Raw genomic sequence first — 25,353 nt, forward strand, 5'->3', positions numbered from 1 at the left:
CAGTTGTACGCGCGTCACGTAAGACGGTCTATCGGACCGAACCCTGCCACGAAGGCACATCCCGCAGATTGATCACGACTCGATACGCGCCCTAGCGCGCCGGCGCGCAAGTCCGCTTGGAGCGAGGCGGCGGTACCGACAGAGATCACCTTCTGAACGCCGAGGGCGACTAGCTGTTCCAGCACCAGAGCTGCTGCGGGGGCTCCGAGACCGAATCCACCGCACACAGCCACCCAGCGACCTCGCCGCTCCAGCAGATGTAGATCACCGCGGACCCAGTCCATGTAATTACTGCGGTAGCTGGTCGCGATGTGGTTCAGGACCTCGCGCTGGTACACGAGGACCACCCCGTCGACTCCTGTGAGCGTCGCAGCCGGGTGCCGAGTCCGCACATAGTCCGCGTGCTCGATTGGATTAACGACCGCCGGAAGCGTGTGCTTGCCCGGATGCAGGGGGAAGTGCCCTTTCATACGCGGGTTTCCCTCTCTGCGAGCGCGGCGGCGAAAGCCTTCTCGGCCTCGGGGTTGACGTGGTTCACTACGTGCCACGGCAAGGCAGGCTCATCCATGTGCCGCAGATGCCGCTCGTAGGACAAGCCGCGCTTTTCCAAGGCGGCAACGAGTTGGTCTTTCGTGATGGTGCGCAGGTCGACCCCTGCGTCGTACAGGTCCTCCAGGACGTGGCCCATGCGACGGTCGCCGCGCGAGCATACGACCTCCAGGTGCATCCGGCTTGCTCCGAACTGTTCCACTCGGTAGTGCTGCTCGTATTCCTCGTTCCCTACGAGCTCACGCAGCCGGGCAGTAATCTCGGCGCCGTACCCTTCAACCACATCAGGGTCTGCCATGCGAAGGCGCTGGCTGAGCGTCCCGGGCTTGGGCATGAACTGGTGGAGTTTGACGACTATGGCGCCGTCCGGATGTCCGAGACGTTGGCGGACGTCGCGGGCGTAGTCAGCGATGGCGAGACGGTCTTCGGGGTGTTCCCCGGGCGCCCCGACGATGAAGTACATCATTACCGTGTTGACGTGTTCGCTCTTGCGACACAAGTCGATGGCTTTGTTGACTCGTTCGCGTTTCTGCGTCTTGCCATAGAGGGAGACGAGATCGGGGGCCGCCCATTCTGGGGCGATGGTGATGATGCCGCGGGCCTTTTCGAGGTTCAGTTCGGTGAAGAGGTGGCCGAAGTCGCCAAGCTCGGTCACGGCTTCGAGGTAGTCGGCGCTGATCTCGTCGGCGCGGATGGAACCGATGATCGTGGTGACCTTTTCGCCCTCGGCCGCCGCCCTATGGGCGTAGGCGCGGATGTGTTCCAACAGCTCGCCCCTGTACTTGTACTGGGTGAATGTGGGCGCACTGATGATGATCTTTCGGACCTTGTGTGCCTCCAGCCGATCGATGTAGTTGGTGAGCATGTCGAGCGGCGCCTGCCGGAAGTCCGGGACACCGAGGTTGCAGAACCCGCAGCTGTGGAGGCAGCCGAGCACCGGGTACACGCCGGCAGCGGTGCCGTCTGTGACCGGGTAGCAGAAGTGGGCGGGAGGTAGGTCGTCGACGGTGAGGTACTGGGCGTGCACTGTGTCCGGGACGGTCGGCCGGGTGGGCCGGACGAGGTTGACTCCACCGCCGGTCTGTAAGTCGTACTCGTACATTGCGGGCACATAGAGTCCCGGAACGCGGGCGAGTTGTTCGGGCAGTGACACGGAGACCGGTGTGGTGCGGTGGGCTTGGACAATCCGCAGCAGCTCAGGAAGGGACTGTTCGGCCTCGCCGATTGCGACGACATCGAGATAGTCAGCGAGCGGTTCGGGGTCGGCGAGACCGCTGTTTCCACCCACGACGAGCGGGTGCACTCCGGGGATTCGGTCGGCTGCACGGCGGGGAATGCCGGCGAGGTCCAGCAGGCGAAGCACGCTGTGCAGATCACCTGAGTTGATCACGGACAGGCCGATGACATCGGCCTCGCTCACCGGCTGTGGCGACTCGATGCTGCGGAACGGCTCTCCATCCGGAGGCAGGAGTCGGTTCCCGTCGCGGACAAGGCAGTCGTACTCGATGGCTCGCTCGGCGACGGCCGGAATGCCCGGAGAACGGTTGATCAGGTCCCGGAGGCTCATGGGTCCGTTGCACATCAGGCTGTAGGCGTGCCCGAACGGCATGAGGAACACCATGCGCAGCAGCTCGTCCCCATCTTTGGGCTCATACGGGTCGGCTACGGAGATTTCGCGGGCGAGGATGCTATCGATCTCCTGCTGAAGCTGGGACATACGAGGTCCTCTCAAACGGTGAGGTTGGTGTGGGCGACGTCCGCCGTTGCCCGGCGGATGGCGTCGCAGATCGCGATCTCGTCCTCGGGAGTGATGCGTGGGTGAAGGACCGGACACAAGAGGCGGGCGGCGAGCTTTTCGGCCCGTGGGCAGTGCTGACCGTCGGTGTGTTCGCGAATCAAGTCGTGCCCGAGGTAGGTCACCGGGTCGCTGATGATGCTGCCGACGCCGTATTGGCTCGCGAGGACGTTCATCAACTCATCGCGCGCCGTGCCTGCCCACGCGGTTGGGACGAGGAGGCTGTGCCGGTAGTAGAGGTGCTGCCCTCGATGCAGGGTCGGTGGCAAGGTCAGCTCGCCAACGTCGGAGAGAGCTTGAGTGCGACTGTGGGCCCGATTGATACGGGCGAGGTTCATCTCCTCCAGGCGGCTCAGCTGGACCAAACCCACGGCTGCCTGGATCTTGGAAAGCATCTGGGTGGTGCCCCACTGTTCGCGGCCTCCGTAGGTGCGCAGCAGACGCAGCCGGTCGGCCAGCAGCGGGTCATTTGTCGTGACCATGCCGCCCTGCCCGAAGGTGGTCATGAGCTTCTTGGACTCGAAGCTGAAGACCGTGGCCCATCCCTCCGCGCCGACCGCTGCACCGGTCGGTGTGCGGCCGCCACAGGCTCGTGCGGCGTCCACAATCACGACCGGCGGCCCGTGTAACGGGTGCGGATAGCGGCTGGCGAGGTCCAGGAACGGACGAAGGTCGGCGACCGCTCCATTCCAGTGAGTAACCAGGATTGCCCGGGTGCGCTGGGACAACAGCCGCTCGGTATCGACCGGGTCCAGGTTGAGCGTCACCGGGTCGGGCTCACCGAGGACCAGGGAACCGCCCTGCCCGATGACGGCGATGTGCGGACCCACGAAGTTGATCGCGCAGGAGATCACCTCGTCACCTGGAAGGAGCTGCAAGTAGCGCAGGACCATCTCCAGGGCTGTGCCGCCGGAGTTGAACGCCACGGCATGGCGGGCAGCCGTGTGCGCAGCGAAGGCGTCCTCGAAGGTTCCGACGTATTCGGCGGGGCGCCAGCCCGTCCGCCAGTCGTCGGAAGCTGCCACCACCTCGCGTATGGCCTCGTGCTCAGCTTCCGTGTACCAACCGCCTTGTGCTGGTTCGACGGGCCAGCGGAGGTCGGCGGCCACAGTCGGCACGGTGCAGGGGTTCGTGGGCATCAGTCTTCCCCTCGCCCGGTTGGGACGAAGGTGTCGTGCCTGTTCTCGAAGGCACTGATCATCCTGACCTTCACGGCTGCGGACGAGCCGGGGTCGAAGCGATAGGTGAGCCACTCCGCTACGAGGCGACGGGCCAGGCTGAGACCTACGACACCCTGCCCAAAGGCAAGTACCTGAGCATCGTTGGAACACACCGCTGCTCGCACTGAGAGCGAGTCGTGCGCGGTGACAGCCCGGACCCCCGAGACCTTGTTGGCCGCGATGGCGACACCCAGGCCGGTGTGACACATCAGCAGTGCGCGATCGGCCCGGCCATTGGCGACGAGCTGTGCCGCGGCGACGGCGATTTCCGGATACGTCCCGCTGTTGTGAACACTGACTCCAACGTCGATCACCTCGGCAACCAGGTCGCTGGCTCTCAGGTCGGCGGTCAGCGCGTCCTTGTAGCGGCGACCCGCATCGTCGGAACCAACGACGATCTTGAGTCGATTTGGGTCCGTACTCATACACGTCCTCCTACTGAGCGGTGATGGGGTAGCGCGTGCTTCCCGGCCAGGCTCGGCTGCCATCCGCTTGAGCGCGGAGAGGCTGCCGGCTCTGCGGGGTGCCTGCCATCAGCAGGCCGGGAAGTTGGAGCCCGCCCCCGGCCTGCGCCACATGGCGGGCAGGTCGTGCCCGGCAGCAGGCGGGGGGCGGGAGTCTGGAGAACTGCGACGGTGACGCTTCGAGAACACCACCAGTGCGACGGCCGTGGTGGTCGACTAGCAGGATGTGCAAACGCCTTGCAGGATCTGCAAAGGCCGCCCTTGCGGGCTATCAGCCCGGGGGGCCGTGGGCCGAGTAGTCCCTCGTTCACACCGGCATTTGCCGGGGTGTGCGAGGTCATGCCGAGCGGGGCACTGTGGCGCCGGTCGGACGACTGATGCCGACGAGTGCCGCCAGGTCTCCGACGGCCGTCGCCAGGCACGCTGTGTGCCACACGCGCACCGGGTAGTCGGGGCCGCGCACTGCCGCGGCCATGACTGCCGTGCGTGCGATGAGGGCCGACACCTGCTGATGCGTGGTCGTCGGTGGCAGAGGGCCGCATCGGGCGTGTTCGACCAGGTGGTGCGCTGCCGTGACGAGCTGGGAGATGACCCGGTCCAGTGCTTCAGGTGCCGGGAAGAGGCGTGCGTTCCACCACCCGCGGGCACGGCGCACGGCCTCACGGGTTTCGTCAGTGCTGAGGGCCAGATGCGGCGCCGGTGAGGGAATCTCGACCGGCGCCGTCGATCGCTTCGCGGCATCTGGACGCACGGTCGGCCGCCGGGAGTCGCCGTACTCCAGCACCCCTTCCGCGAACAGGCGGTGCAGGGCAGCGGAGAGCGGCTTCTGCCCAGTGACCAGGATGCGGCACAACTCAGACCGCTCTGGCAGCGCGGCGCCGGGAGGGAAGACGCCACTCTGCACAAACTCCAGCACAATCAGGGCAAGTTGTGTTGGGCGGTTCTGTTCGAGGTGTGCGCCTGGCACCCGCACACGCCCATTGGGGTGCTGTTCAATCACGCCCTTTGCCGCGAGGTCGACCAGGGCCAGCCGGACGCTCGGGATGGGAAGAGAGAGATCGGTCGCGACCCTGCCTGGGGCCATGATGACGCCAGGAGGGTAGGCGCCGGCCGCGATCCGCTTCTTGATCTGCTGTGCGACCTCGATGATCGGTACCCACGGGGGCAAGGTGTCCCGCAGGGCCCGAAGCAGGTCTCGTGTGTAGCCGATCCGCACGACCAGCGTCTCGTACGTCATCGTGGTCGGCGCCGGGGGACGAGTAGCCGCCTCGATCAAACGGGACCACCGAGCCTGGTCTGACTCGGAACCGGCAGCCGATTCGCGGCGGCGCTCGGCCAGCGGCACCCACGTGGCGGCATAGCCGTCGAGGACGGCGTGATCTTTCAACAGCGTCGTTGTGGATGCCGTCAACTTCGCACTGCCGACCTGTCCCAGCCGTCGCAGATCAGCACGTAACGCACGCCGGGTGACCGCGGCGTCGTCCGACGGCGAGCTGGACTCGCGTGCCCGCTCCTGGTCCTGATGGGTCATGTCGCTGTCACCTCTGTGGCGGCCTCGGCCTCGGCGATGCAGTGGTCGGTGGCGCCGTAGAAGCGGTCGCGGTCGCTGTCGGTGATGCGGAAAGGGAGGCGCTCACCCCATTCCACGATCCAGTGATTCGGCTTGCCCGGAGGTGAAACGAGGCGGATGCGCACATTGGGGAACCCGGGGATCTCCGACAGGGCGTGCCGGATCGCCAGGGCCACGTCCACGGGCCCGGCGTCCATGCTGCCGCCGCGGCGCCGGCCGCCGACGGGCACGGCGAGCAGGGGGGCGCGGAAGACGCGGACGGCGACGCTGGAGTCCAGGAGGTGGCGGTCGTGCAGGCGGGCGGCGGCGAACTCGAAGTTGTGCGCCGCCCTGGCGTGGAGCAGCGTGACGGACGGTGTGTCGGCTTCCTGCGCCTGGGAAGAGAGATGCGCTCTCATGTCGCACCACCGGCCAGGCGTGCCGCGCGATCCAGCACGTCTTCGTCAATCACGTCCTGATCGAGGATGTCTTGGGCGGCCAGGGCGACGCGTCGTAGGTGTCCCAGGCCCCCATCACCTTGCGTGGACAGTGCCTCCGCCAAGGCTTCACAGGCGCGGAGGACTGCGGCGGCGACCTCGCCCTGGGGCCGGTTGTGCGTTTTCTGCATCACGACGTCCATGAGCTGGGCGGCTGCGCTGCGCAGCCGGAGGGACAGCGGGATGATCGCGTTTGCGGCCGGCGCGCGTTCGCCAAGCGCTGCGTCGATGTCGTCCTCGACATGGGCGAGGGCGACCATGTCGATGGCCACGGATTCCTTCAGCGCGGCCACGAGCCGTTCCATGAGCGCCGTGTCGCCGACCAGTTCGGCCCTCTCCACGGCGTCGTCTCGCCAGGGTGTCCGCTGAGCGAGGCCCGTTGCGGCAGTCATGGGCTCCTCCGCGCAGTGGTGGGGATCGTGAAGGTGCACCAGGTCTTGGTGCCGTCGGGACTCACGCCGCACAGGGTGGACAGCTCGCTGACGATGAACAGGCCGCGGCCGTTCTCGTCGTACGGGTCCGCTTCGTTGACGTGCGCTCGTTCGAGGGAACCGTCGTCCACTTCGAGCGCGAGCACGTTTGCGGCGAGGAGGAGCCGGAAGGCGACCCGGTCACCCTTACCGTGTAACAGTGCGTTGGTGACGAGTTCGCTGATCACGCTTTCGGCGTCTTCGACCAGGCCGGGGATCCCCCAGTGGCGCAGCTTGGCCGTGCTGATCCGGCGGAGGCGACCGACCCACTGGCCCTCGTGTTCGGCGATGGGCTCGCCTTCGGGCCTGGGGTCACGCTGGATGCTGAGGGCCAGGTCGTCCCATACGGCCTCGGGTACCAGCCCCAGATCCTCGACTGTTCCGACGATCATGGTGTTGCCTCCCAGCGAGCCGGCTCACGTCGGCCGGGCGGCGGCCTCACTGCGGCACCACGTTCTCGGCGTGCACCAGGGCGATGAAGCCGCTGTGCATGGCGAACCAGTTCAGTTCGGTCTCGTACCTGTCGAGCTGCGGGCTGATGGCGGCCCGGGTCACCGCCACGACTCCATCGACGAACCCGCTCTTGACCCGCTGCTTCATCTGCAACCAGCCGTAGCGGTCCTCGGGGGCGGTCAGGCTGAGGCAGTCGGTGAAGGTCTGCTCACGGCCGACCTGCCACTCCATCCGCTCCGTGAACTCGCGGGCCGCGGCCAAGGAGCGGTCGGGGTTCTGTCCGTTCACCGTGCGGGCGTACAAGGCGATCCGGGGGACACGGTCGTTGGCCCTCAACGCTTCGAGCCGCCGCTCCACCTGCTCTCTGCGGAGCTTCATGAGCTGGACGGCCCGGTCCGGCGAGATGCGCGGGACGCCGGGACGGAACATCGGGTCGTGGTCGTTGTCGAGGTCCATCCAGTCGATGGAGGCACGGGTGGTGCTCTGGCTCGTCATCAGCGGCCTCGGCTTCGTCGGAGGGAGCAGCGGAGGTCCGCCCCCACGGGGGTAGGAGGGCGGACCTCCGCCGGGCCAGCGACCCGGCCCGTGCGGCGGCGTCCGTAACTGTGCGTCACCAATGATCGTGACTTGATGGACAGTCACGTTCGCTGTGGCCCTAGGATGCTCCAGTCGAGCATCGATGCGCAATATCGAGCGTCAGATTCTCGAAACGACAGAACACTTGTCTTATCGCCAACGCTCCTCGCGACTGACACAATGCTCCCCATGACGCAAAAGAAGCTCCCTCCGCCTGTCATGAGGCGCCGCGTAGGTAGCTTGCTGCGCGATTACCGCGAACAAGCCGATCTGGGACCTGGAGCAGCCGCCAAGAAACTCAGCTGGGACACCACACGGCAGGGCCGCATCGAGCGGGGCATCTACCGCGTTGCCGTCGACGACATCCGCAGGATGCTGGAGACGTACGGCATCCACGGGGACGAGGAGGCTGTCCGTGAGATGGCTGCGGCCTCCAACGAGGCAGCGGGAGCCGGCTGGTGGGCCTCATATATGGGCCAAATCTCGAATGCTCTCCTTGACTTCATCATCCTTGAGTCGAAGGCGAAGAAGATTCAGATCCAGCACCCTGCGATCATCCCCGGCCTGCTCCAGGCCCCTGGCTACGTGAGGGAGATCTTCAACAGCCCGCTCCACCCGGACAACCGTGAGTTGTCAGACATGCTGAGCGCGATCCGGATGGCGCGCCAGGAAGTCCTACACCGTCCGGGGAACCCGATCCAGCTTCACGCACTGATCTCCGAAGCCGCCCTCCTGCACCGCTTCCCCAATGCTCCGGGGGTGATGAAGGAGCAGCTCCGCAAGTTGGCCGACGATGCTGCACGTCCCAACATCACCATCCAGATTGTCCCGGTGGATGTCCCCGCCTACGCGGCTGCGAACCAAGCCATGACCATCTTGAACTTCAATCACCCTTGGCCCACGGCCGTCTCTATCGACAGCTCCTTGGGTGGCAGCTTGCTGGATGAACCAGCCGAAGTGCGCGACCTCGCGGTCGTATTCGAAAAGATCGCCGAGCTCGCACTTCCCGCGGAGAAGTCGCGGGATCGCATCAACGCTCACCTTGAGGGGAAGTTTTAATGACCGGCTACACCCGTACCGATGAGAAGACTGGCCTGGCCTGGCGAAAGTCGTCCTACAGCGGCGGGGAGCAAGGGCAGTGTGTGGAGGTCGCCGAGGCGACCAGCGTGATCCACGTTCGGGACTCCAAGAACCCTGACGGCCCCTGGCTGACCTTCGCCCCTGCCGAGTTCAGCGCCTTCGCTCAGTTCGCATCTGCCTTCGACGTCTGACCCGGCGTACTGCACGACAGGGGCCCGACTCCCCCAACCTATATCTGGGGGAGTCGGGCCTCGTCGTACTTCCGTACCCACCGGTCAGGGCAGTGTGCCCCGAGCGATCGCCTCGCTAGATGAAATTGGACGCTCGCGTGGGAATGGCCCCTTTGCAGGATCTGCAAACGATATACACGCAACGCTCCCGAGGCCCTACGGTGGGTGTGCATACGTGTCGGGTCCTCGCGCGGGAGAAACCGGATGAACGCGGTTCGTCTCTGGGTGTCGGAAGAGGCGCGCTCCTGCGTGGATGAGCAGGACCCGGGCGGCCTGATCCGGCTCGGCCGTACGGGACGCGGCTGGCGCCTGGAAGACCTCGGTGCCCGCATCGGCTGCTCGGCCGCCACCGTCTCCCGGCTGGAGCGGAAAGGCCGGAAGGCCGACTTCGATTTGATCATGAGCGCCGCCAAGGCGGTGGAGATCCCGACGCATGTCCTAGCTGCGTCTCTCGGCTTAACCAGCCTCCCAGCAACTAGAGTTGCGCCGGATGGGCCACGCTGTGCCGAGGAGGACCCAATGCGTCGCCGCACGTTGCTCGCCGCCGCCGGCCTGGCGGCTCCAGCCTCCCTCTTGGTGGGGGTGAGCGACGCACTCGCGAGCATTCCCGACCCCACTGGGTCACCCGTACCTCTCGACTCGCGGCTCGCCGCGGCCCGCGGGCTCTTCGATGCCGGTCAGAACTCCAAGCTGCTGCGCGTGCTGCCCGGCCTGCTTGCCGACGCGAACCACGCCGCGTCCCCCGCGCACGAGGAGATCGCGCTCGCCCGTCTCTCGACTGCATACAGCCTGGCCAGCCGGGTGCTGACGAAGGTCGGCCATTACGGGGACTCTCGACTCGCCGCAGACCGGGCGACGCTGTACGCGGAGTGGTCCCGATCGCCACTCGCCGCCGCTGCGGCGGCCCGGGAGCTGAGCATCGTGTTGCGCCACCAGGACCGGCCCGCCGCCGCCGAGCGCCACATCCTCGATGCCGTGGCCAAGGTCGAGGAAACCGGGCTGCGAACGGACGCGCAGCGCTCGGCGTACGCACAGATGCTGTGCACAACCTCTTACACCGCGGCCCGCGCCGGGGACCGCGACCAGGCCCTCACGATGATCCGCGACGCCGCGCGGGCTGCCCGCGATCTTCCCGACGTTGCTCCAGAGGGGCGGCTCTTCCCCATCACACCGGCAGCGGTGGACTTGTATTCCGTCGGCGTCCACTGGGCCCTCGGGGACGCGGGTGCCGCACTGGAGGCCGGTCGTGATCTGCGTGAGGGACAGTTCACTACCGCCGAGCGCAAAGGCAGGATGCACACCGACCTTGGCCGGGCGTGGTGGCAGTGGGGAAAGGCGGAGCAGACGGCCGCCGAGCTGCTGTCGGCGGTGCGCGTCTCCCCTGGCGAAGTCCGTGACCGGCCCGCCATCCGGCAGATCGTCAGCGACCTGCGGTCCCGTCACCCTCGGGTGACGGGGGTGCGCGAGCTGGCAGCGGCGGTGGGCTCGGCGGCCTAGATCGCCGGAGGCTCGGTGCCCATCGTGTCGGGTTCAGCCCCCTCTATATCCGCCGCGTCCCGGTAGGCAGACCGCCGCGGTTCTGTCTGTGCACCGCTCGGCTCGGTCGTGGCAGGCCCCGACTCTGAGTTTCCCCGAGCCGTAGCCACCGTGAAAATCTGTTCCGCGCGTGCCAAGGACAGCCGCATCGTGCCGTACGGCCCCACCGAGTATCCGGCGCGATGGCCGTGAAGGTGCAGTTCCGCCACCGCTTGCACGCCTGCGTTCACCTCCGGAACGTCGTCCGGGGGAACGAGCGCGTGCAGCTCGTCTCTCCACTCCCAGCCGAGATCGTGGAGCACGGCCCGTGCTTCTTCCTGCTCCCAGCCGCTCCGTGCCACGAGTCCGTGGCGGGGGTTTACCGAGAAGACCATGTGGAGGTTCGCCATCATCCCGCCATCTCCTCGACTCGCTTCGCGCGGTCAGGTTCTCCAGCGTCGCCGTTGGCCAAAGCTGGCCAGGCTGCCAGCTGGAAGCGTGCCGGACGCTGTTCGTGCTTCCCGACGCGGCATTCGTCGCCCGCTTTACCCAGGGTGTTGTTCATTCGTGTGAGGAAGCGGTTGTACTGCTCGTGCCAGGTCACAGCCGAGCCCGCCTCCGCGTACGCGTCACCTCTGGCGAAGGCCAGGGCCGCGATGTCGTACGCCAGGCCCTCGTGTTCCGTCCAGCAGGGCGGGATGACGTCCTGCGGTTGCCAGGCGTACCGCCCGTTCAGCCAGCGACACACGGAGTCGAGCCACGCGGGCATCGGCTCGATCAACTCCGCCGGCAGGGCCCCAAGATCCCACGGCGCGGGACCGTCGACCACGGACTCCTCCGCACTCCGCTCCGCGATGTACTCCAAGATCAGCGCGGGCGGCTCGGGGAAGGGCTCGAAGCGAGCAAGCGGATTCGTCACGCGGCAGCCGCCTTCTCCCGGGCAGCCCACGCGGCGGCATGGGCCTTCATCTGGTTCTTCTTCGCGATGGTCTGGCGCGAACGCTCCGCCTCGTTCGCGGCCCGGAGGTCCCGTACGTGATCTTCGATCTCGGGCCAGGACCTCCAGGTCCACATGCCGTCGAGGCGGGTGACGACGGGCGGGAGGTTGTCCGCGAGCACCAGGGCGTGGCCCTCGGGCAGAGCCCGGATCTCGTCTGGACGCAGGACCGGTTCCAGTGCCATGTGCGTGGCGGTCGAGTGTCCGCCGCGGTCTCCTCCGGTCGTGGTCTTGGTGGTGCGCGCGCGCTCGATCTGGCCGCACAGGTCGGACGTGTCCTTGAGGAAGGCCGGGTCCTTCGCTCCGCCGAAGGCCACGACGTGGTTGGTGAACGACGCCAGCTCGTTCGCGGTGTCCTCGCCGAAGCGGGCGCGGGCGGAGGCCCATCCTTGAAGGCCGTAGATCACCGTGATGCCGCGGCCTCGGCCGTCGGCGACGCGTTGGCGGAGGGAGGGGAGCGGCGCGATGTTCGGCGCTTCGTCCAGGGCGGCCAGGAGGGGCGGGTCGAGACGCCCTGCCGGGGACGTGATGGCGTGGGCCTCGGCGAGGTCCAGCAGGTCTTCGGCTATCGCCGTGGTCAGCGGTGCGACGCTGTTCACCTCAGAGTCCTTGCCCAGCAGGAAGATGGTGCCTTCTGCGTCGAGGAATTCGCGGACGTCCGTAGGGCTCTCTCCGTTGCCTTGGAGCGCGCGGATCACCGATTGGTGCATGAGCGGTTCGAGCGCCGCATCGAGCGTCGAGGCGGTGTTGCCGACGGTGCGGCTGTCGCCTGTGGTCGCGGTGCGGAGCATGTCCGCCCAGCCGGGGCCGGCGCCGGGGTGGGCGTTGAGGATGCCGAGCGGAGCGGGGTCGGTGAGCTTGCGGGCCCACTTCAGCACCCAGTCCAGGTCGGCGCCGTCGAGGGCGGCAGCGTGGAAGAACGCGGCGAGGATCTTGGATGCCTGGCCCTTGTAGAAGGCGCTGCCTTCGCTGGACTGCGCCGCGGACCCCGGGATCCGGGAGCCGGCGACGAACGCCTTGGCCCTCGTCATCGCGACTTCCGTTTCGGACGCGCCTGTGATCGGCGTCCAACGGAACCGCGGCAGGGAGGGGGCGATGTTCTGAGGGTCGAAGACCATGACCGGGCGGCCGTCGCGCCGACGTGCATCCAGGGCCAGTTCGACCAGGTCAGGCTTGGTCGAGGTGGCGAGCACGGGCCCGGCCCAGCTGCGGATGGTCGGAGCGAAGAAGCGCAGAGTCTTTCCGCTGCCCATGGGGCCGATGACCCGGCACGCCTTGTCCGCGCGGGACCACAGCTGTACGCCCTTCGGACGTTGCGAGGTCCCCAGCGAGTAGCCGAAGTCGTGAGGATCGAGGGGGTGGCGCATGACGTGCTCCGGGGAAGATACGAGGTGAGCGGGTGAGTCAGGATCCGGCGGAGCGGTTCTTCGCGAAGCTCACCGTTGACGTGCGGGCGGGGTGGTCTGCGCCGCGCGTGAGGGAGGGCCGGATCTCCGTAGCTCTCACGACGGCCTTGGCCGACATGTGGCGCTTGAGGTGGGCCTTCGTAGCGAACCCGGCGTTGCGTCGGCCCCGGTTCGTCAGGACCCAGACCGTCACCAGAGCCACCGCGCTCACGGCGGTCAGGGCGTACAGGGCCAGGGAGACGGTGCTCGGCAGGAAGTCCACTACTCGGCCCTCCGGGCGACGCGGGCCGCGAGGTAGCGCATCCGTCGGCCGCACAGCCGGGAGAGAGACGCGTGGGGTCCGGCGCAGCGCGGCGGAGCTGTGTGGAAGGCGCTGTGCAGGTCCTCCGCAGCCCGCCAGATGTGGGATACGGCCGTGCGCACACGGCCACCGGCGGCGGAGTAGTCGCCGTGGTCCAGGATCGTGGCCAGCGCCTTCGTACGCCGGGCAAGTTCGAGGGCATCGGCGTGCAGCTGGTCGATGTCCTGTCGCGCCGCGTGCCCGTTGGCCGGGAAGTGGGTTTCGGGGTTGATCGTCATGGAGGGGACGCGCTCCGAATCTGCGGGGGAGAGGTCGGTGGCGGAGAGGCGAGACCTGGTCATTCGGCGTCCGGGGAGGTGCTGGTGAGGTCGGTCATCGAGCCGGAGGAGAAGCAGAGGTGCTGCTCGGCTTCGACCAGGAGGTGTTGGACGCCGGGGTAGATGACGTCGCCGACCTTCCACAGCGCGATCCCGCGGCGCAGTCGCATGATGTGCTCCGCCGTCCAGGACGGCAGGCCCAGCCGGGACACCGTCGCCTCTGCCTCCGATTTCTTCTGCGAGTAGATGACGATGGTGTCCGCCATCGTCAGGGCTGCTTGGGTCTCTGCGCTGTCATCGATGTCCGACAGGTGGTGGACGATGAAGATGCAGCTCAGCCCGTAGCCCCGAGCGAACTTCAGGAACTTCTCCAAAAGCGCTGCGAGTTGAGGAGTCCCGAGGATGTGCCACGCTTCCTCGCAGACGAGGATGCGCTTGCGCTGGGTGTAGCGGCGGCAGCCCGATCCGGGGTTCGGCCCCAGTTCCCAGGCGCCGGAGTTCGCATCGAGCACGACGCGGTCGTGCTGTCCCGGTTCCGTCCCGCACTCGCACAGCGGGCGCAGCCAGACCTCTTCGAGGAAGACGCTGATGACGGCGACGAGGATCGTCATGGCGACACCGCCGGACGGCACCTTCGTCAGGTCGAAGACGATCATGTCGGCGTCGAGGTCCACACCGAGGCTCGTCGGTCCGTCGAGCATGCCGGTGAGGTCGCCGGTCGCGTCCTGTTCGGTCCCGCAGAGCCGGTCCAGTACGTAGGACGCCTCCAGACCGTCACCGAGGAGTTCGTCCCGGGTCCGCTGCTTGTCCGTGGCGTCGGACTCCTCCGGAGACCGGAGTGCGGCGGCAACGTCCGCGAGGACTGGCGTGCGGCCGAGGTCGCCCGCCCGCTGGTGGGCCCGGCGGATCGCGATGCGCAGCGCGGAGCCGGCGAACTCGTCCAGCGACTTGCCGAGGCCGAGTTCCACGATCGTGCGCACCAGCTCGATCTGCCGCTTGCCCGCGATGGCGGGGTCCATCGGGTTGATGCACGAGGCACCGCGACCGCCGCCCAGGGCGAACTTGACCGGGGCCTTGCCGGTAAGCGAGCGGCCGAGCGCGGCCCACTCGCCCTCTTCCCGCTCCTTCTGTTCTTTGGTGTCGAGCACGACCACCTGACGGCCGAGACGGATCTGTCGCGCCGTGTACGTCTTGGTGAGCGCCGACTTCCCCCGGCCGGTGTCGCCCATCACGATCATGTTCCCGCCGGGCAGGCCGTCGCCGAACGCCGAGAACGGGCAGTAGATGAATGCCTTGCCGGAGTACAGCTCCCGGCCGATGATCGCGCCCGCGGAGCCGAGGGTCGGTGGCGCGATGGGCAGGTACAGGGCTTGGCTGGTGGTCGTCTCGGTGTAGAGGGGACGGCGCACCGTCTCGTGCATCGGGGACAGCGGGGCGAGGTCGAGGAGGTCAGTCACTTGATGCCTCCGGCGAGGGGGAGGGTCGTGGCGAAGGCGCGAGCGTGTTCGAGGTCGAGCCATTCGATCCGGAGGCGGGCGTTGCGGGCACGGGAAGCGGTCGTCCGCTTCGTGCGCTCCAGCTCCTCGGCGCTGCGGGAGGAGATGGTGATGTAGCCGACGACGGCGGAGCCGGCTGCGCCGGAGGAGGCCAGGGCCATGCCCCGTGATCCGGTGGCGCTCGCGGCAATCTGGTCGCGTGGGTCGATGTTCTTGCCGTGCCTACGGTCGCGGTCCATTTCGGCCTGGTTGTTCGTGTCCTCCGCGAGCATCCGTTCCACGGCCTTGTCGTTGGGCTCCAGTTGCTGCGTGATGGAGATGGTGCGGATCACGTCGGGCATCCCGATGAGCAGGGGCGACAGGAAGTCGGGGCCCACGGGCGTGGTGGGCCACCCGACGACGGCGGCCGTGGCGTGGAACCAGCTGTCGGTGGAGCCTGCGGCCCGGGTGGCGACTTGGGCGCCGTTGCGGACGTCGACGTTGCGGGGGAAGGCGTGCGCCTGCGGGAGGTCGGTGTCCCAGATGGCGTGGTCCGGGTCGTAGGAGTTGCGGATGACCGCGGTCATCCGGCCCTCGTCCAGGGGTGCGATCACGGAGAGGTCGGCGTCCTCCGCGCGGGACCACAGCTCCTCCAGGTACGCGGCCATGGCGGCGGCCACCCCTTCGTCACCGGTGCCTCGGGCCGCGGCTTCGGCCGCCAGGTCGCGAGTGAACCTCGCGTGGATGGTGATGTAGTAGCGGTGCTCCTCCGCCGACGTGCTCACGGCGTTGGCCAGCACGTCGTACGAGTCCTTCAGCCACTGCGGCGCATCGGCCGTCGCCGCCGATTCGTCGCGCTGCGCGATGAACCGCTGGTGCGCGTAGGGGGCGGACTTCATCTGCCGGGCGAGGACCTGAACCCGCTTCACCGGGTGTTCCTCGACGTTGCCGAAGGCATCCAGCAGCTCACCCCAGCGCTCCAGAGCGACGACCTGCTCCCCGGCCTCCTTGCCACCGAGGCCGGGGGAGGCAATCTCCAAGGTGGCGGTGACGCACCCGGCCTCCGGCTGGAGTACCACCACGGCCTGCTGCCCGCGGACCGTGACCGGCACCCACGTCATGCCCGTGACGCCCTCCGGCTCCGCCAGGGCCGCGTCCGGCGGGGTGCCGTCGCGGCCCACGCCGGCCTCGAAGGCCGGGGACACCCACACGCCGCCGGTACGGCGGAGCGCCTTGCGGTGGTAGCGGTTGATCCGCCACCAGCGGTAGAGCGTGCGCCGCTGGGACGTGCCCTTCGGCCGGTACGGCGCGTACACGATGACCAGGGCGAGCAGGACCGGCAGGATGAGGCAGGTCGCGGCGATGGCCGTCACGCCGTTGAAGAGGTAGCCGAACAGGATGCCGGTGGCCGCGCCGCCACCGAGGACGACCTGTTCGCCGAGGTCGCGGCGGCCCACCAGCCCTGTGGGGCGGTGCTTTCCGAACTGATACGTACGAGTCGACATGGTGGGTCACTGATCCTTGCTGGGGTTCGGTTGTCCGGGGGACTGGCTGCCCGAGGGCCGCGGCGGCGAGGCCTGGCCGGAGGTTCCCGGGCCAGGCGACGGCGGCAAGGGCGGCTGAGCCGTGCTCGGTGCCCTGTTGGCTCCCGGTGGGCGTGCGCCCGATGCGTAGGTGCCTGCCGAGGACCAGTCCGGAGAAGGGCTGACGACCGGGTCGGAGGTCGTTCCCTGGGGACGAGCGGCGTCGGGTGCACCGGACGTACCAGCGGTGTCGTCGCTGGCCTGCTGGCCTGCTGGCTGTTCGGGCTTGCCGCCGCCTGCGGCGTCGGTGCCCTGCATGCCGGGAGAGCTCGTGGCCTTGTTCTTCGCCATGTCGATGCCGGCCTTGGCCACGGCCGCCCCGGCGGCGACCGGTCCAGCCGCGGCCGTTCCGCCACCCATCTTGGCGCCGACCGCCTTGCTGCCGGCCGTCTTCGAGCTGCCGCCGACCAAGGAGTCCTGCACATGGGCCCCGATCGCGCGGTTGGCGTGCTGGCCGGGCCCGTCGATCGCGGCGGCCGGGCCCGAGGACTGGGCGCTCTTCCGGTCGTGGTGGAGCTGGGCCATCTCGTCCCCGTATGCGGGCACCCACTTGTAGAGCGTGGTGCTGGCGAAGACGGCGAGCAGGAGGATCAGCGCACCGACCAACGTCTTGGAGACCGCGTCGGACATCCTGCCGGACGTGTCACTGAGGATGGCGCCGCCGAGGCCGAGCAGAGCGAAGAGCACGGGCTTGCTCAGGCCGATCGCGAAGATGGCGCCGAACCACTTCTTGCTCTTGTTCCACAGGTCGCGGTCGACGAGCCCGGCGTTCACGATCGGGCCGACCGCGACCGCCACGTAGATGGCCGCGCTGCGGATCAGCAGCTCGATCCACATCAGCAGAGCGCCGAGCATCATGATGAGGTTGACGATCAGCAGCTGCCCCACGCCCTCGTTGGGGTTCGAGGCCATGACCTTGAGGATGTTCTCCAGGAACGGCTTGAAGTTCGCTGTCGCGTACGGCTCGAAGATGGCCGTGACCTCGTCAATGGCCTTCATCAGCAGGGCGATGGCGCCCGGTGTCATCGCGTTGACCACGAACTGGAGGAGCAGGAAGCCGATCGCCTCGGAGACCGCGGTGGTCACGGCGACTCCGCGGACCGCCCGCTTGGCCACGGCGATCAGCCACAGAGCCACGGTGAGCAGGCTGGAAGCCGCGAAAATGATCGCGTACTGCTTCAGGAAGCCCGCCGACGTGAGATCGATCGTCGTCGTGTTCTGGATCAGCTCCAGCATCTTGCGCAGGAACCAGATGTTGGCCTCGGTCAGCTTCTGGAGCAGGAAGCCCAGCGGATCCGAGGTGAAGTCGATCGCTGCCTTCGCCTCGCACACCATCGGGATGTAGCAGAAGGGATTGGCGACCGCGGAGGGCACGCACAGGAACGCGATGACCACGTTGACCATGGCCACCATCTGGAGGCGGCGCCGCCAGCGGCTCGGGTTGCCCCGCTCGATGGTCAGCAGGCCGGGGGCGTCGTCACGCAGTCGCAGGACCATTGCCGGCACCTCCCACCTCCGCGAACCTGTCCGCCGGGTCCGCCTCCTGCATGGCCGGCGGCGACGGCACGAGCGGTTCGGACGGAGTGACGGCCGTCGTCTTCCAGGTGCCGCCCTCCCAGACCAGGTCCACGGTCATTCGCAGGAAGCCGACCTGCGGGCGCTGTGTCTCGTCCTTCCCGGCGACGCCGCCCGCCGACGCGGTCCACAGCTCGATGCTCGCGGCCTGGTCGGAGTACGAGATCGAGCGAGTGGCGAGCGCCGAGGTTCGCGTGATCAGTTCGCTGCCGTCGACGGTCTTGCCGTCGGCACCGACCCCGCGGTTCTCCATGACCAGGCGAGCCGTCGAGTCGGTATCCGAGGTGACCGAGTGCAGCACGCTCGATGCCGCGGTGGCCGTCAGCATCCGGTGTCGCCAGTCCTCATCGGTGAAGAACCGCGGGTCGCCGTAGAGCATGGTGGCGGTGACAGCGGCCGCATGGGCGCCGCTCTCGTTGCGCGCGTACGGTGCCGGAAATCCGTCATGGCCGGCCGAACCGCTCAGGACGGGGTCCTCTGCAGCCGCCGGAACGTAGTCGGAGAAGTCGCCCGGGACGTTGGACGCCTGCCGCGCATCGATCGGAGCGACCAGGCCGCTTGAGGCAGAACTGTCCTTCAGTTTCCAGTCGTTTGACTCCCAGACGAGCGTGACCGTCACCGACTGGAAACCCGCCTTGGGCGTCGCCTGCCCGGCCGCACTGCCGTGAACCGTTGTCGTCCACAGCCGGACCATCGCCTCGTGTGAGTCGAAGCCGAGGACGTGAGCCGAGAGGACACCGGTACGTGCGATGGCCTTCTTGGCGGAGACCTTGGAGGCGTCGCCTCGAAGGGAGCCGACCGCGTCACCGGCGGCGTGGTCGGCCTTCTTCACTGCCGCACTGGACGCGCCCTTGGCCGCCATGACCGCCACCGCGCGGTGGCGCGCGTCCCTGTCCGTGAGGAACTTGGAACTACCGGAGACTGTCGCATAGTTGGCTGCTGCCGCCTTGGCTCCGGACCGCGTGTGCGGGTAGCCGACCGGCACGCCATGCAGCTCATGAACGCCGTCTCCGCTCGCCTGTGGCGTCGAGTGGATGGGTGCTGACGTGGAAGGAACAGGAGCGGGCGGGGTGCCCGTGGCCATGCTGACGATCACCCCGGCCGCAGTGACGACGGCCGCCCCTCCGGCGGCGATGCCCCAGAGCTTCGCCGACGGTCGGCGGGCTCCGGTGGACTGTGATGAGGAAACGTTCCTCCGTCGGGATCGGGACGTCATGGGTCACACACCCATGCCGTAGGTGATGGCGAAGATGGTGCCGAAGGAGGCCACGAGAAAGACGCAGGTCAGGCCGCCGACCATCATGCCCTTGCCGCGCGAGCTGTCCATCGTGCTGTGGCCTTCTCCGAACCAGCCCTTGGACTTGCCGACACCGGCGAGGAACGCACCGGCCCCGAGGACGAGGACGACGGCGGCAATGACGCCGAGGATGACCTTCGCCGTGCCGCCGAGCTCGCCGAAGGGGCCCCAATCGGGCTTCACGCCGGACACCACGTCGGCTCCGGCGGCGAGGGTGGTGTGGAGGGAGGAATCGGCAGCGGCAGACAGGAGGTTGTGCATGTTCAGCCCCTTGGTGCTGTAAGTGATGGTTTGGGAGGTTTTAGTACGATTAGCCGACGTGCCGCATCGCGGTGATCTGCGGTTTCCAGTAGCTGAGCGGCTTGGTCCGCACCTGAGCGCCGGTGTGCGGGGCGTCGATGACCTGGCCGCCGCCGATGTACATGCCGACGTGCTCAGGTCCGGAGCTGCCGGGGACACTGAACAGCAGGTCGCCCGAGGCGAGTTGGGAAACGCTCTTGACGGCGGTACCGGCGTGGACCTGGTCGTACGTGACTCTGGGGAGGTTCACGCCCGCTGACGCCCAGGCCATTTTGGTCAGCGAGGAGCAGTCGCAACCGCCCGCGCCCTTGTACGGGGAGGTGCAGCTGCCGCCCCACCGGTACCAGGTGCCCAGCGCGGCTTTCGCAGCGCTGATCGCGCGGGCCGCGCCCTTGCCAGCCGGAGCGTCCGGGCGGACGACATTCGCCCATTTCGAGGCCAGGACACGGATGTTGCGTACGTAGTCGCGGGTCTCGGGGTACGGCGGTACGCCGCCGTACTTGATCACCTCACCGCCGCCCGCGTTGTAGGCCGCCAGCATGTTGTCCGTCGAGTCGCCCGGCACCTTCTTGACCTCGTCGACCAAGGTGCAGTCGTACGCGACCTGTGCCGCGATGGCGTCGGCCGGGTTTCGGATGTGTTTGACCCCGTCCCCGTCGCCATCCTTGCTGTGCTGAGCCCAGGTCCCCGGCATGAACTGAGCGATCCCGATGGCTCCGACGGGTGAGGTCGCCTTGAGGTCGAACTTGCTCTCGGTGTAGAGCTGAGCCGCCAGGAGCGATGCGGTGACCTGCGGGCACTCGCCCGCGTGCTTGTTGATCAACTCGCGGACCCAGCCCGGCACGGGCGCGTCCGTCTTGATGCCGCCGCCGGGGCCGGCCTTCTGCGCGGAGGTGCTGTCGGCGCCGCCGAACGTGGTCAGCAGGGCGACGCCGGAGATCAGTCCGGCTGTGACGAGTCCCAGGCCAGCTTGAGTGCCCTTGTTCATCGCGGCCCCGTCATGCCCAAGGCAAGGAGACGACGCGCCAGCCCTTGGAGGTGTGCTCCAGGCGGAGCGCGAGCTGTTCGCTACTGCGTCGCGCGGGCCCGGACTTCGGGGTGGTCGTGAGGGTGTAGCCCGCGCGGACGAGGGCGGAGTAGCCGGTCACCGCGGGTGCGCCGTCAGGGACGACGGCGGACGTGACCTTCGCCGTCTGGTGTGCCTTCTCGGCTCGCAGGGCAGCCCACGCGGCGTCCTGGCTCGGCCGCTGCTGGGCCAGGACGCCCGCGAGTTCCCCGGAGGCGAGGCGGGCCGCCCGAGCGCCGGCGTTCGCGTACGAGCTGTCGGCTCCGTCGCGTGCGTCGTGCTCTGCATAGGCCGTGGTGAAGGCGCGTGCTGTGCGCTCAATGTCTTTCGGCAGGATGGAACTTGGAGATGTCTCTGAGTCCTTGGTGCTCGGCGAGGCCGTGTCGGAGGCGCCCGCCGAGACGGAGTGTCGCTGTGCGGCCGAGGGCGAGGTCTCGGATGTGCCGCTGGTCGAGCTGGAGCACCCGGTCGACAGGAGAGCCAGAGAGCCAGCAACTCCTAGTGCTGCGGATATAGGTACGAAGTGGGTGGATCGAGGCATTGGGGAACCACAACCTTGGTGCAGGAATTTCGGGGGGGTACGAGCGGCGCGGCCCGCGGGGGATGGGGCCGCGCCGCCCCTTCGCAGGAAGAGGAGGGAGTGCTTCCTGCGGGCTTTACCGGCGATTGCCGGGGAATTTGAAGGGCAGGTCGGAGCCTGTGGCCGGGCTCTATCTGCCTGGCCTCTTCTGTGGAATGATTCGATCGCTACCCGCGTCGAATCGAATTCTGCGATCAGTTCCAGATCGCGTGATTGCGTGCAGTGACCTAGGGGCTAGGCCCGTCACTCATATCAAGGCCATCAACCCCTTGTGCGATTCGGAGGGTATCGTGAATCGATCTCCACGGCCGGAAAACGCCCTGTGGCGTTGGCCGTGCCTGAATCCTTGCAGGGGTTCGCGGACAAGTCGAACCAGCAAGAAAGCCGGAATCTAATTCCAGGAATTAAGTTCCGGCTTCTGTGGTCGAGGGGTTCTCGGTCTTATGCAGCAGGGCGGCTTAGGGTCTGTCCGGCGGATCTTGCCGGACAGACCCCTGGCCCCTGGGGAGGGGGCTCAGCGCTTGAGCGTGAAGGTGAAGTCGCAGGAGAGCTTGCCGCTCAGCCGGACTGCCGAAACGATTTTCCCCTCCGTGATCAGTCTCTCGACCTCGGCCCGCGAAAGACCGCACCCTTCAGCGATCAGGCGCACCGGCCGGACAGGGATCCGCGCCGCAAAGCGGACCGAGACGTCGATCGCCTCGCGGTCCATGTAACCCGATCCGCCGGTGTCGAGGCGCCAGGCGTCGTCCCAGTCGAGGGCGATGCGATTACGACGCTGCACGACCGGATCCTGGAGCAACTCGGCTGTCAGACCAAGGTCGTTGGCATGTAGGCAGTCCAGCAGCTCAGGCCGTACGGAGCGCACATTCACCCGCTCCAGGATCGTGAGCTTTGCAGTCTCCCCGCAAGAGGTGCAGAGCACGAGGAGCCAGGCGTCGAGGAGCTTGCGGTTTGCGTTGACGCGAAACTTGCCGTTTGCCCGGAAGCGTTCGGACGCGCACGTGTGGCAACGGCGGAGGACGAGAGGCAGGCAGGTGGGCATGACAACCCAGTTGTTGAGCACAGAAGTACACCGGTTTCAGTGAGAAGACCGCAGCAGAAAGGAGCGCGGCGCACACGTGCGACGCGCGACAAATCAGCACTCGGGAGGTCTCACAGGGTGTACAACGGCACGTCCTTGCCTAGACGACTTGGTTCGGCAGCACGGTAATGGCACACAGGGGCGCTGTTCCACTGGTTTTCGAGCGCCTCACCGCCAGGTTCTGACCGGCAGATCATTTGTGGGGCATCGCCCCACTGCCCCGGAGCGATCAGTAGGGCCAGGGGGCGGCGTCCACCCTCACCGGCCAGATGAATCTTGCAGGTCAGACCGCCCCGGGAGCGTCCGAGTCCCTCGTCGGGGCGGTGCTGCCGGGGCGTGCGTCTTTTCCCGGCACCCGCGGCGCCGTCTTACGGGCCCCGGCGGCGTGCTGGTGGGCCCGGCAGGAGGTCGAATCCACGCTCACCATGGACCAGTCGATGCGGCCTTCCGCGTCGGCGTCGGCCAGGACGGCCGCGAAGATCTTGTCCCACGTGCCGTCCGCCGACCAGCGTCTATGGCGTTCGTACGCGGTCTTCCATGGACCGAAACGCGCAGGTAGATCTCGCCACGGCACCCCGGTGCGCAGTCGGTACAAGATGCCGTTGATGACCCTGCGGTGGCTGGCCCAACGGCCGCCGCACTGCCCGGACTTCGGCACATGTGGCTTCAGCCGGGCCCACTCCAATCTACCCGCCCCTTATCCATGCTCATGCCAACGAGCCGAAGTCACGACGGTCACAAGATCCGCCGGACAGGCCCTAGGTGCTCGATGGCCACGCTCAGCCACGGCGTAGCCGGGCCAGAGAGGAGCAGAGGCGCGCACACGCTATACGAGAGCACGACCGCGGGCTCTTCCTCGGCGGCGACTCCGGTCAGGAGAGCATGGTCGAACGGCAGCCAGTCACGTGATCCGGTCGGCCTGAGCCGCACACCGGTCGAGGTGAGCAGCACTCTGGCCACGGTGTGATCGCGCCACTGCGGTAGGGCGGCGTTCTCCGCCTCTCGGCGCCGACGGGCGTCGAGGCGGCCGTTGGACACCCACCGCCGGCCGAAGGTCGGGTGGTCCTCGAAGTACCCGCTGGTCGAGGGCAGGTAGGCAACCTCTGTTCCGTAGAAGCGGGCGGCGGAGCAGATCACGTCGGCGAAGACGACCTCGCCGCAGGCCAGAGGAACGTCATTCACCTGGAGCGGCTGAAGTTCGCCCCCGCCCTGGAGATGAGCCGCAAGCGCGGACGCTGCCTGTACGGCATCGGCGCGGACGGCGTCCTCCGCCCGATCGCGTCGGCGAGACCACATGATCGTTCCTTCCTGATCGAACTGGCCGGCCAGGACCTGTGCGGCGCGGGCGTACAGGCCCCGGGGCCATTCTTGAGATGAGATCACCAGAGGGCACTGGAGGAGGCTGCGGGCGTCGTCGCAGCATCCTCGGCCTCTTCCCTCAGCCGGGCCAGCAGCAGCCCAAGCCGGTCGTTGCTGATCGCCTGGTGCTTGCGCACAGCGCCCGCCACCACGTCACGACTGATCCGTCCGGCCTGCTCAGTAGCGGCCTGCGCGATCGGCAGCAGCTCCGCCAACCACTCGTCGTCGGCCTCCCGATCCTGCGGGCAGTCCGCATCGTGAGGGACGGACGGCTTCTCGCTGTCCGCAAAGGCGCGGACCGCTGCCGGGTCCGAGAGCTCTGCCGCTGTCGGGGTTGCCGTGGCTCTCCCGTGGTCCGCCGGCGCAGCGTCCCGTCCGTCCGCGGCCCGGGTGACTTCGTCCGCGCCGTCCGTGCCCCTGGACGCTTGGGGATGCGTGCCGTCCGCACGCGTCCACCTTTCGCGCTCCGCTTCATGTTTCCGCAGGTCAACGGGATGCGGGGCGGATTTTCCTGCTGCGGACGGACCAGATGTAAGGGTTCGTGCCCCCACCGTCATCGCTGCTTCCAGCGGACGAGGATCGGGCTGAACTTCGACCCGTTCGAGTGTCGACATCTCTTCGCGGTCCGGTCCGGGACCGCTGTCCGCACCGTCCGGGACCGGCACTTCAGCCGTCCGCGCCATCAGAATGTAGAGGTGCACCGAGCCTGCCAGCGCGAGCGGCGCGAGCATCGACAGCACCCCGACCACACCGTCCGCGAGGTGCAGTGCGGACCGTCCGGCCTCCGGGGCATCGTTCAGCGTGATGGCGTGCAACGCGTTCGCGCCGAGACTCGCCCCGGTCGCAGCGAGAAACAGGAACCAGGCGTACAACCGAGCGCCGAAGCGCTGGTGACGAAGAAGGACGATCGCTCGAACGCCGTACGCAATGAACCCGTCGATGAACACCGGGAACAGGTAACTAAGGCTCTCCCGCGCGTGGATCGCGATGGCGACCTGACGTAGCGCGTCGTAGGAGAAGGCGAAGCCGGCCGCGCCGAGCATGACGATCGCGGAACGGTCCCAGGCCGTCATCCTGCGAAGGCTGTAGACCCACTGCTGATCGGCCGCCCTGGTGTCTATGTGTGCGCGTGACATCAGAGGTTGCCCCCGTTGCGCGGGCCGATGTCCTGCCAAGCCGGAGTCTGCGAGAGCAGCTGACCGAGCTGTTCCAGGGACGTCACCTCGTGCACGTGCTGACTCGGGCAGCTCACGCACGACACCCGCAGCAGGATGCGTTCCGTACCTCCTTGGTCGGTGTAGTACAGCTCCAGGTGCTGACCACCGACGGTGTTGAGCGATGCGAACGCTTGCAGGTGTTCCTCGAAGGACAGGAGCCCAAGGACCTCCCAGTCGAGAGTGAGCGCCGGGTGCCCCAGGATGCGTCGCGCGTACTTCGAGGCTGCTGTCACGGACCGCGGCCCCCAGGTGCGGAAGGCAGTCTCCCGCGCGGTCTTTCGCCGTTCTTCGGCGGTCGCGAGGCGCTGTGCCGCAGCGTTCATGATCGGGTGACTCATCGGGAGACCTTCCGAGCAGTGCGAGGAGCAGGGTGTAGCGGAGGTGACGGATCTGTTGGCGAG

The 25,353-nt window shown here is 67.6% G+C and carries 27 protein-coding genes and 1 pseudogene; 3 read left to right on the plus strand and 25 right to left on the minus strand.

Annotated features, from left to right (window positions below; genetic code table 11):
- Positions 1 to 466: 466 nt before the first annotated feature.
- From ABT112_RS01990 to ABT112_RS02025, 8 genes are all read right to left on the minus strand, one after another.
- Complete coding sequence (locus tag ABT112_RS01990; protein WP_351504497.1) at positions 467 to 2,266, minus strand: B12-binding domain-containing radical SAM protein; 1,800 nt, start codon at positions 2,264 to 2,266, stop codon at positions 467 to 469.
- A gap of 11 nt (positions 2,267 to 2,277) precedes the next feature.
- Positions 2,278 to 3,483: a DegT/DnrJ/EryC1/StrS family aminotransferase gene (locus ABT112_RS01995; RefSeq protein WP_351504499.1), complete on the minus strand. Its 1,206-nt coding sequence runs from the start codon at positions 3,481 to 3,483 to the stop codon at positions 2,278 to 2,280.
- Positions 3,483 to 3,989, minus strand: coding sequence for a ribose-5-phosphate isomerase (locus tag ABT112_RS02000; RefSeq protein WP_351504502.1), 507 nt, complete (start codon positions 3,987 to 3,989; stop codon positions 3,483 to 3,485). The genes ABT112_RS01995 and ABT112_RS02000 overlap by 1 nt, the downstream gene beginning before the upstream one ends.
- 376 nt (positions 3,990 to 4,365) lie before the next feature.
- The gene (locus ABT112_RS02005; RefSeq protein ID WP_351504504.1) at positions 4,366 to 5,559 is read right to left on the minus strand and encodes a hypothetical protein; all 1,194 of its coding nucleotides are present in this window, start codon (positions 5,557 to 5,559) and stop codon (positions 4,366 to 4,368) included.
- Entirely contained in the window at positions 5,556 to 5,996 is a 441-nt protein-coding gene (locus ABT112_RS02010; protein WP_351504506.1) for a DUF6302 family protein, read from the minus strand. The genes ABT112_RS02005 and ABT112_RS02010 overlap by 4 nt, the downstream gene beginning before the upstream one ends.
- Complete coding sequence (locus tag ABT112_RS02015; protein WP_351504508.1) at positions 5,993 to 6,466, minus strand: DUF6415 family natural product biosynthesis protein; 474 nt, start codon at positions 6,464 to 6,466, stop codon at positions 5,993 to 5,995. Before ABT112_RS02015 ends, ABT112_RS02010 begins: the two co-directional genes overlap by 4 nt.
- Complete coding sequence (locus ABT112_RS02020; protein ID WP_351504509.1) at positions 6,463 to 6,936, minus strand: ATP-binding protein; 474 nt, start codon at positions 6,934 to 6,936, stop codon at positions 6,463 to 6,465. The genes ABT112_RS02015 and ABT112_RS02020 overlap by 4 nt, the downstream gene beginning before the upstream one ends.
- 46 nt (positions 6,937 to 6,982) lie before the next feature.
- The gene (locus tag ABT112_RS02025; protein ID WP_351504511.1) at positions 6,983 to 7,492 is read right to left on the minus strand and encodes a hypothetical protein; all 510 of its coding nucleotides are present in this window, start codon (positions 7,490 to 7,492) and stop codon (positions 6,983 to 6,985) included.
- 270 nt (positions 7,493 to 7,762) lie between these two features.
- Between ABT112_RS02025 and ABT112_RS02030 the strand changes: the two genes are divergently transcribed.
- The 3 genes from ABT112_RS02030 (at position 7,763) to ABT112_RS02040 (ending at position 10,380) form a co-directional block, all read left to right on the plus strand.
- Positions 7,763 to 8,632, plus strand: coding sequence for a helix-turn-helix domain-containing protein (locus ABT112_RS02030; RefSeq protein WP_351504514.1), 870 nt, complete (start codon positions 7,763 to 7,765; stop codon positions 8,630 to 8,632).
- Positions 8,632 to 8,844: a DUF397 domain-containing protein gene (locus ABT112_RS02035; protein WP_351504516.1), complete on the plus strand. Its 213-nt coding sequence runs from the start codon at positions 8,632 to 8,634 to the stop codon at positions 8,842 to 8,844. The genes ABT112_RS02030 and ABT112_RS02035 overlap by 1 nt, the downstream gene beginning before the upstream one ends.
- Before the next feature lie 243 nt (positions 8,845 to 9,087).
- Positions 9,088 to 10,380, plus strand: coding sequence for a helix-turn-helix domain-containing protein (locus ABT112_RS02040; protein ID WP_351504518.1), 1,293 nt, complete (start codon positions 9,088 to 9,090; stop codon positions 10,378 to 10,380).
- Here ABT112_RS02040 and ABT112_RS02045 read toward each other — a convergent pair.
- The 17 genes and pseudogenes from ABT112_RS02045 to ABT112_RS02125 form a co-directional block, all read right to left on the minus strand.
- Positions 10,377 to 10,811 carry a hypothetical protein gene (locus tag ABT112_RS02045; protein WP_351504520.1) on the minus strand — a complete coding sequence of 145 codons (435 nt, stop codon included), beginning with the start codon at positions 10,809 to 10,811 and terminating at the stop codon, positions 10,377 to 10,379. The two genes, ABT112_RS02040 and ABT112_RS02045, sit on opposite strands and share 4 nt — an antisense overlap.
- Positions 10,808 to 11,317 (minus strand): hypothetical protein, encoded by a 510-nt coding sequence (locus tag ABT112_RS02050; protein ID WP_351504522.1) that lies wholly within the window; start codon positions 11,315 to 11,317, stop codon positions 10,808 to 10,810. Before ABT112_RS02050 ends, ABT112_RS02045 begins: the two co-directional genes overlap by 4 nt.
- The gene (locus tag ABT112_RS02055) at positions 11,314 to 12,762 is read right to left on the minus strand and encodes a type IV secretory system conjugative DNA transfer family protein (protein ID WP_351504523.1); all 1,449 of its coding nucleotides are present in this window, start codon (positions 12,760 to 12,762) and stop codon (positions 11,314 to 11,316) included. Before ABT112_RS02055 ends, ABT112_RS02050 begins: the two co-directional genes overlap by 4 nt.
- Before the next feature lie 37 nt (positions 12,763 to 12,799).
- Positions 12,800 to 13,063 (minus strand): hypothetical protein, encoded by a 264-nt coding sequence (locus ABT112_RS02060; protein WP_351504526.1) that lies wholly within the window; start codon positions 13,061 to 13,063, stop codon positions 12,800 to 12,802.
- Positions 13,063 to 13,443: a DUF6238 family protein gene (locus ABT112_RS02065; protein ID WP_351504528.1), complete on the minus strand. Its 381-nt coding sequence runs from the start codon at positions 13,441 to 13,443 to the stop codon at positions 13,063 to 13,065. The genes ABT112_RS02060 and ABT112_RS02065 overlap by 1 nt, the downstream gene beginning before the upstream one ends.
- Entirely contained in the window at positions 13,440 to 14,876 is a 1,437-nt protein-coding gene (locus tag ABT112_RS02070) for a putative type IV secretion/conjugal transfer ATPase (protein WP_351504530.1), read from the minus strand. Before ABT112_RS02070 ends, ABT112_RS02065 begins: the two co-directional genes overlap by 4 nt.
- Positions 14,873 to 16,399 carry an SCO6880 family protein gene (locus ABT112_RS02075; RefSeq protein WP_351504532.1) on the minus strand — a complete coding sequence of 509 codons (1,527 nt, stop codon included), beginning with the start codon at positions 16,397 to 16,399 and terminating at the stop codon, positions 14,873 to 14,875. Before ABT112_RS02075 ends, ABT112_RS02070 begins: the two co-directional genes overlap by 4 nt.
- A gap of 6 nt (positions 16,400 to 16,405) precedes the next feature.
- On the minus strand, positions 16,406 to 17,974 hold the full coding sequence (locus ABT112_RS02080; protein WP_351504534.1) for a hypothetical protein: 1,569 nt from the start codon (positions 17,972 to 17,974) through the stop codon (positions 16,406 to 16,408).
- Positions 17,955 to 19,088 (minus strand): DUF8175 domain-containg protein, encoded by a 1,134-nt coding sequence (locus ABT112_RS02085; protein ID WP_502975228.1) that lies wholly within the window; start codon positions 19,086 to 19,088, stop codon positions 17,955 to 17,957. The genes ABT112_RS02080 and ABT112_RS02085 overlap by 20 nt, the downstream gene beginning before the upstream one ends.
- A gap of 183 nt (positions 19,089 to 19,271) precedes the next feature.
- Positions 19,272 to 19,610, minus strand: a complete 339-nt coding sequence (locus ABT112_RS02090) for a DUF8827 family protein (RefSeq protein ID WP_351504537.1) — start codon at positions 19,608 to 19,610, stop codon at positions 19,272 to 19,274.
- 49 nt (positions 19,611 to 19,659) lie between these two features.
- Complete coding sequence (locus ABT112_RS02095; RefSeq protein WP_351504539.1) at positions 19,660 to 20,637, minus strand: C40 family peptidase; 978 nt, start codon at positions 20,635 to 20,637, stop codon at positions 19,660 to 19,662.
- Between the two features lie 10 nt (positions 20,638 to 20,647).
- Positions 20,648 to 20,797 (minus strand): hypothetical protein, encoded by a 150-nt coding sequence (locus tag ABT112_RS02100; RefSeq protein ID WP_351504542.1) that lies wholly within the window; start codon positions 20,795 to 20,797, stop codon positions 20,648 to 20,650.
- Between the two features lie 1,012 nt (positions 20,798 to 21,809).
- On the minus strand, positions 21,810 to 22,358 hold the full coding sequence (locus tag ABT112_RS02105; RefSeq protein ID WP_351504543.1) for a DUF1062 domain-containing protein: 549 nt from the start codon (positions 22,356 to 22,358) through the stop codon (positions 21,810 to 21,812).
- A gap of 209 nt (positions 22,359 to 22,567) precedes the next feature.
- Positions 22,568 to 23,061, minus strand: a pseudogene (locus ABT112_RS02110) (IS5 family transposase); the annotation flags it as partial.
- Between the two features lie 50 nt (positions 23,062 to 23,111).
- On the minus strand, positions 23,112 to 23,672 hold the full coding sequence (locus ABT112_RS02115) for a hypothetical protein (RefSeq protein ID WP_351504545.1): 561 nt from the start codon (positions 23,670 to 23,672) through the stop codon (positions 23,112 to 23,114).
- A gap of 83 nt (positions 23,673 to 23,755) precedes the next feature.
- Complete coding sequence (locus ABT112_RS02120) at positions 23,756 to 24,808, minus strand: DUF2637 domain-containing protein (RefSeq protein WP_351504547.1); 1,053 nt, start codon at positions 24,806 to 24,808, stop codon at positions 23,756 to 23,758.
- Positions 24,809 to 24,870: 62 nt separating this feature from the next.
- Complete coding sequence (locus ABT112_RS02125) at positions 24,871 to 25,290, minus strand: DUF6195 family protein (RefSeq protein ID WP_351504858.1); 420 nt, start codon at positions 25,288 to 25,290, stop codon at positions 24,871 to 24,873.
- Positions 25,291 to 25,353 lie beyond the last annotated feature (63 nt).

It is taken from the genome of Streptomyces sp. NPDC002055, assembly GCF_040296705.1.
Taxonomy (GTDB): Bacteria; Actinomycetota; Actinomycetes; order Streptomycetales; family Streptomycetaceae; genus Streptomyces.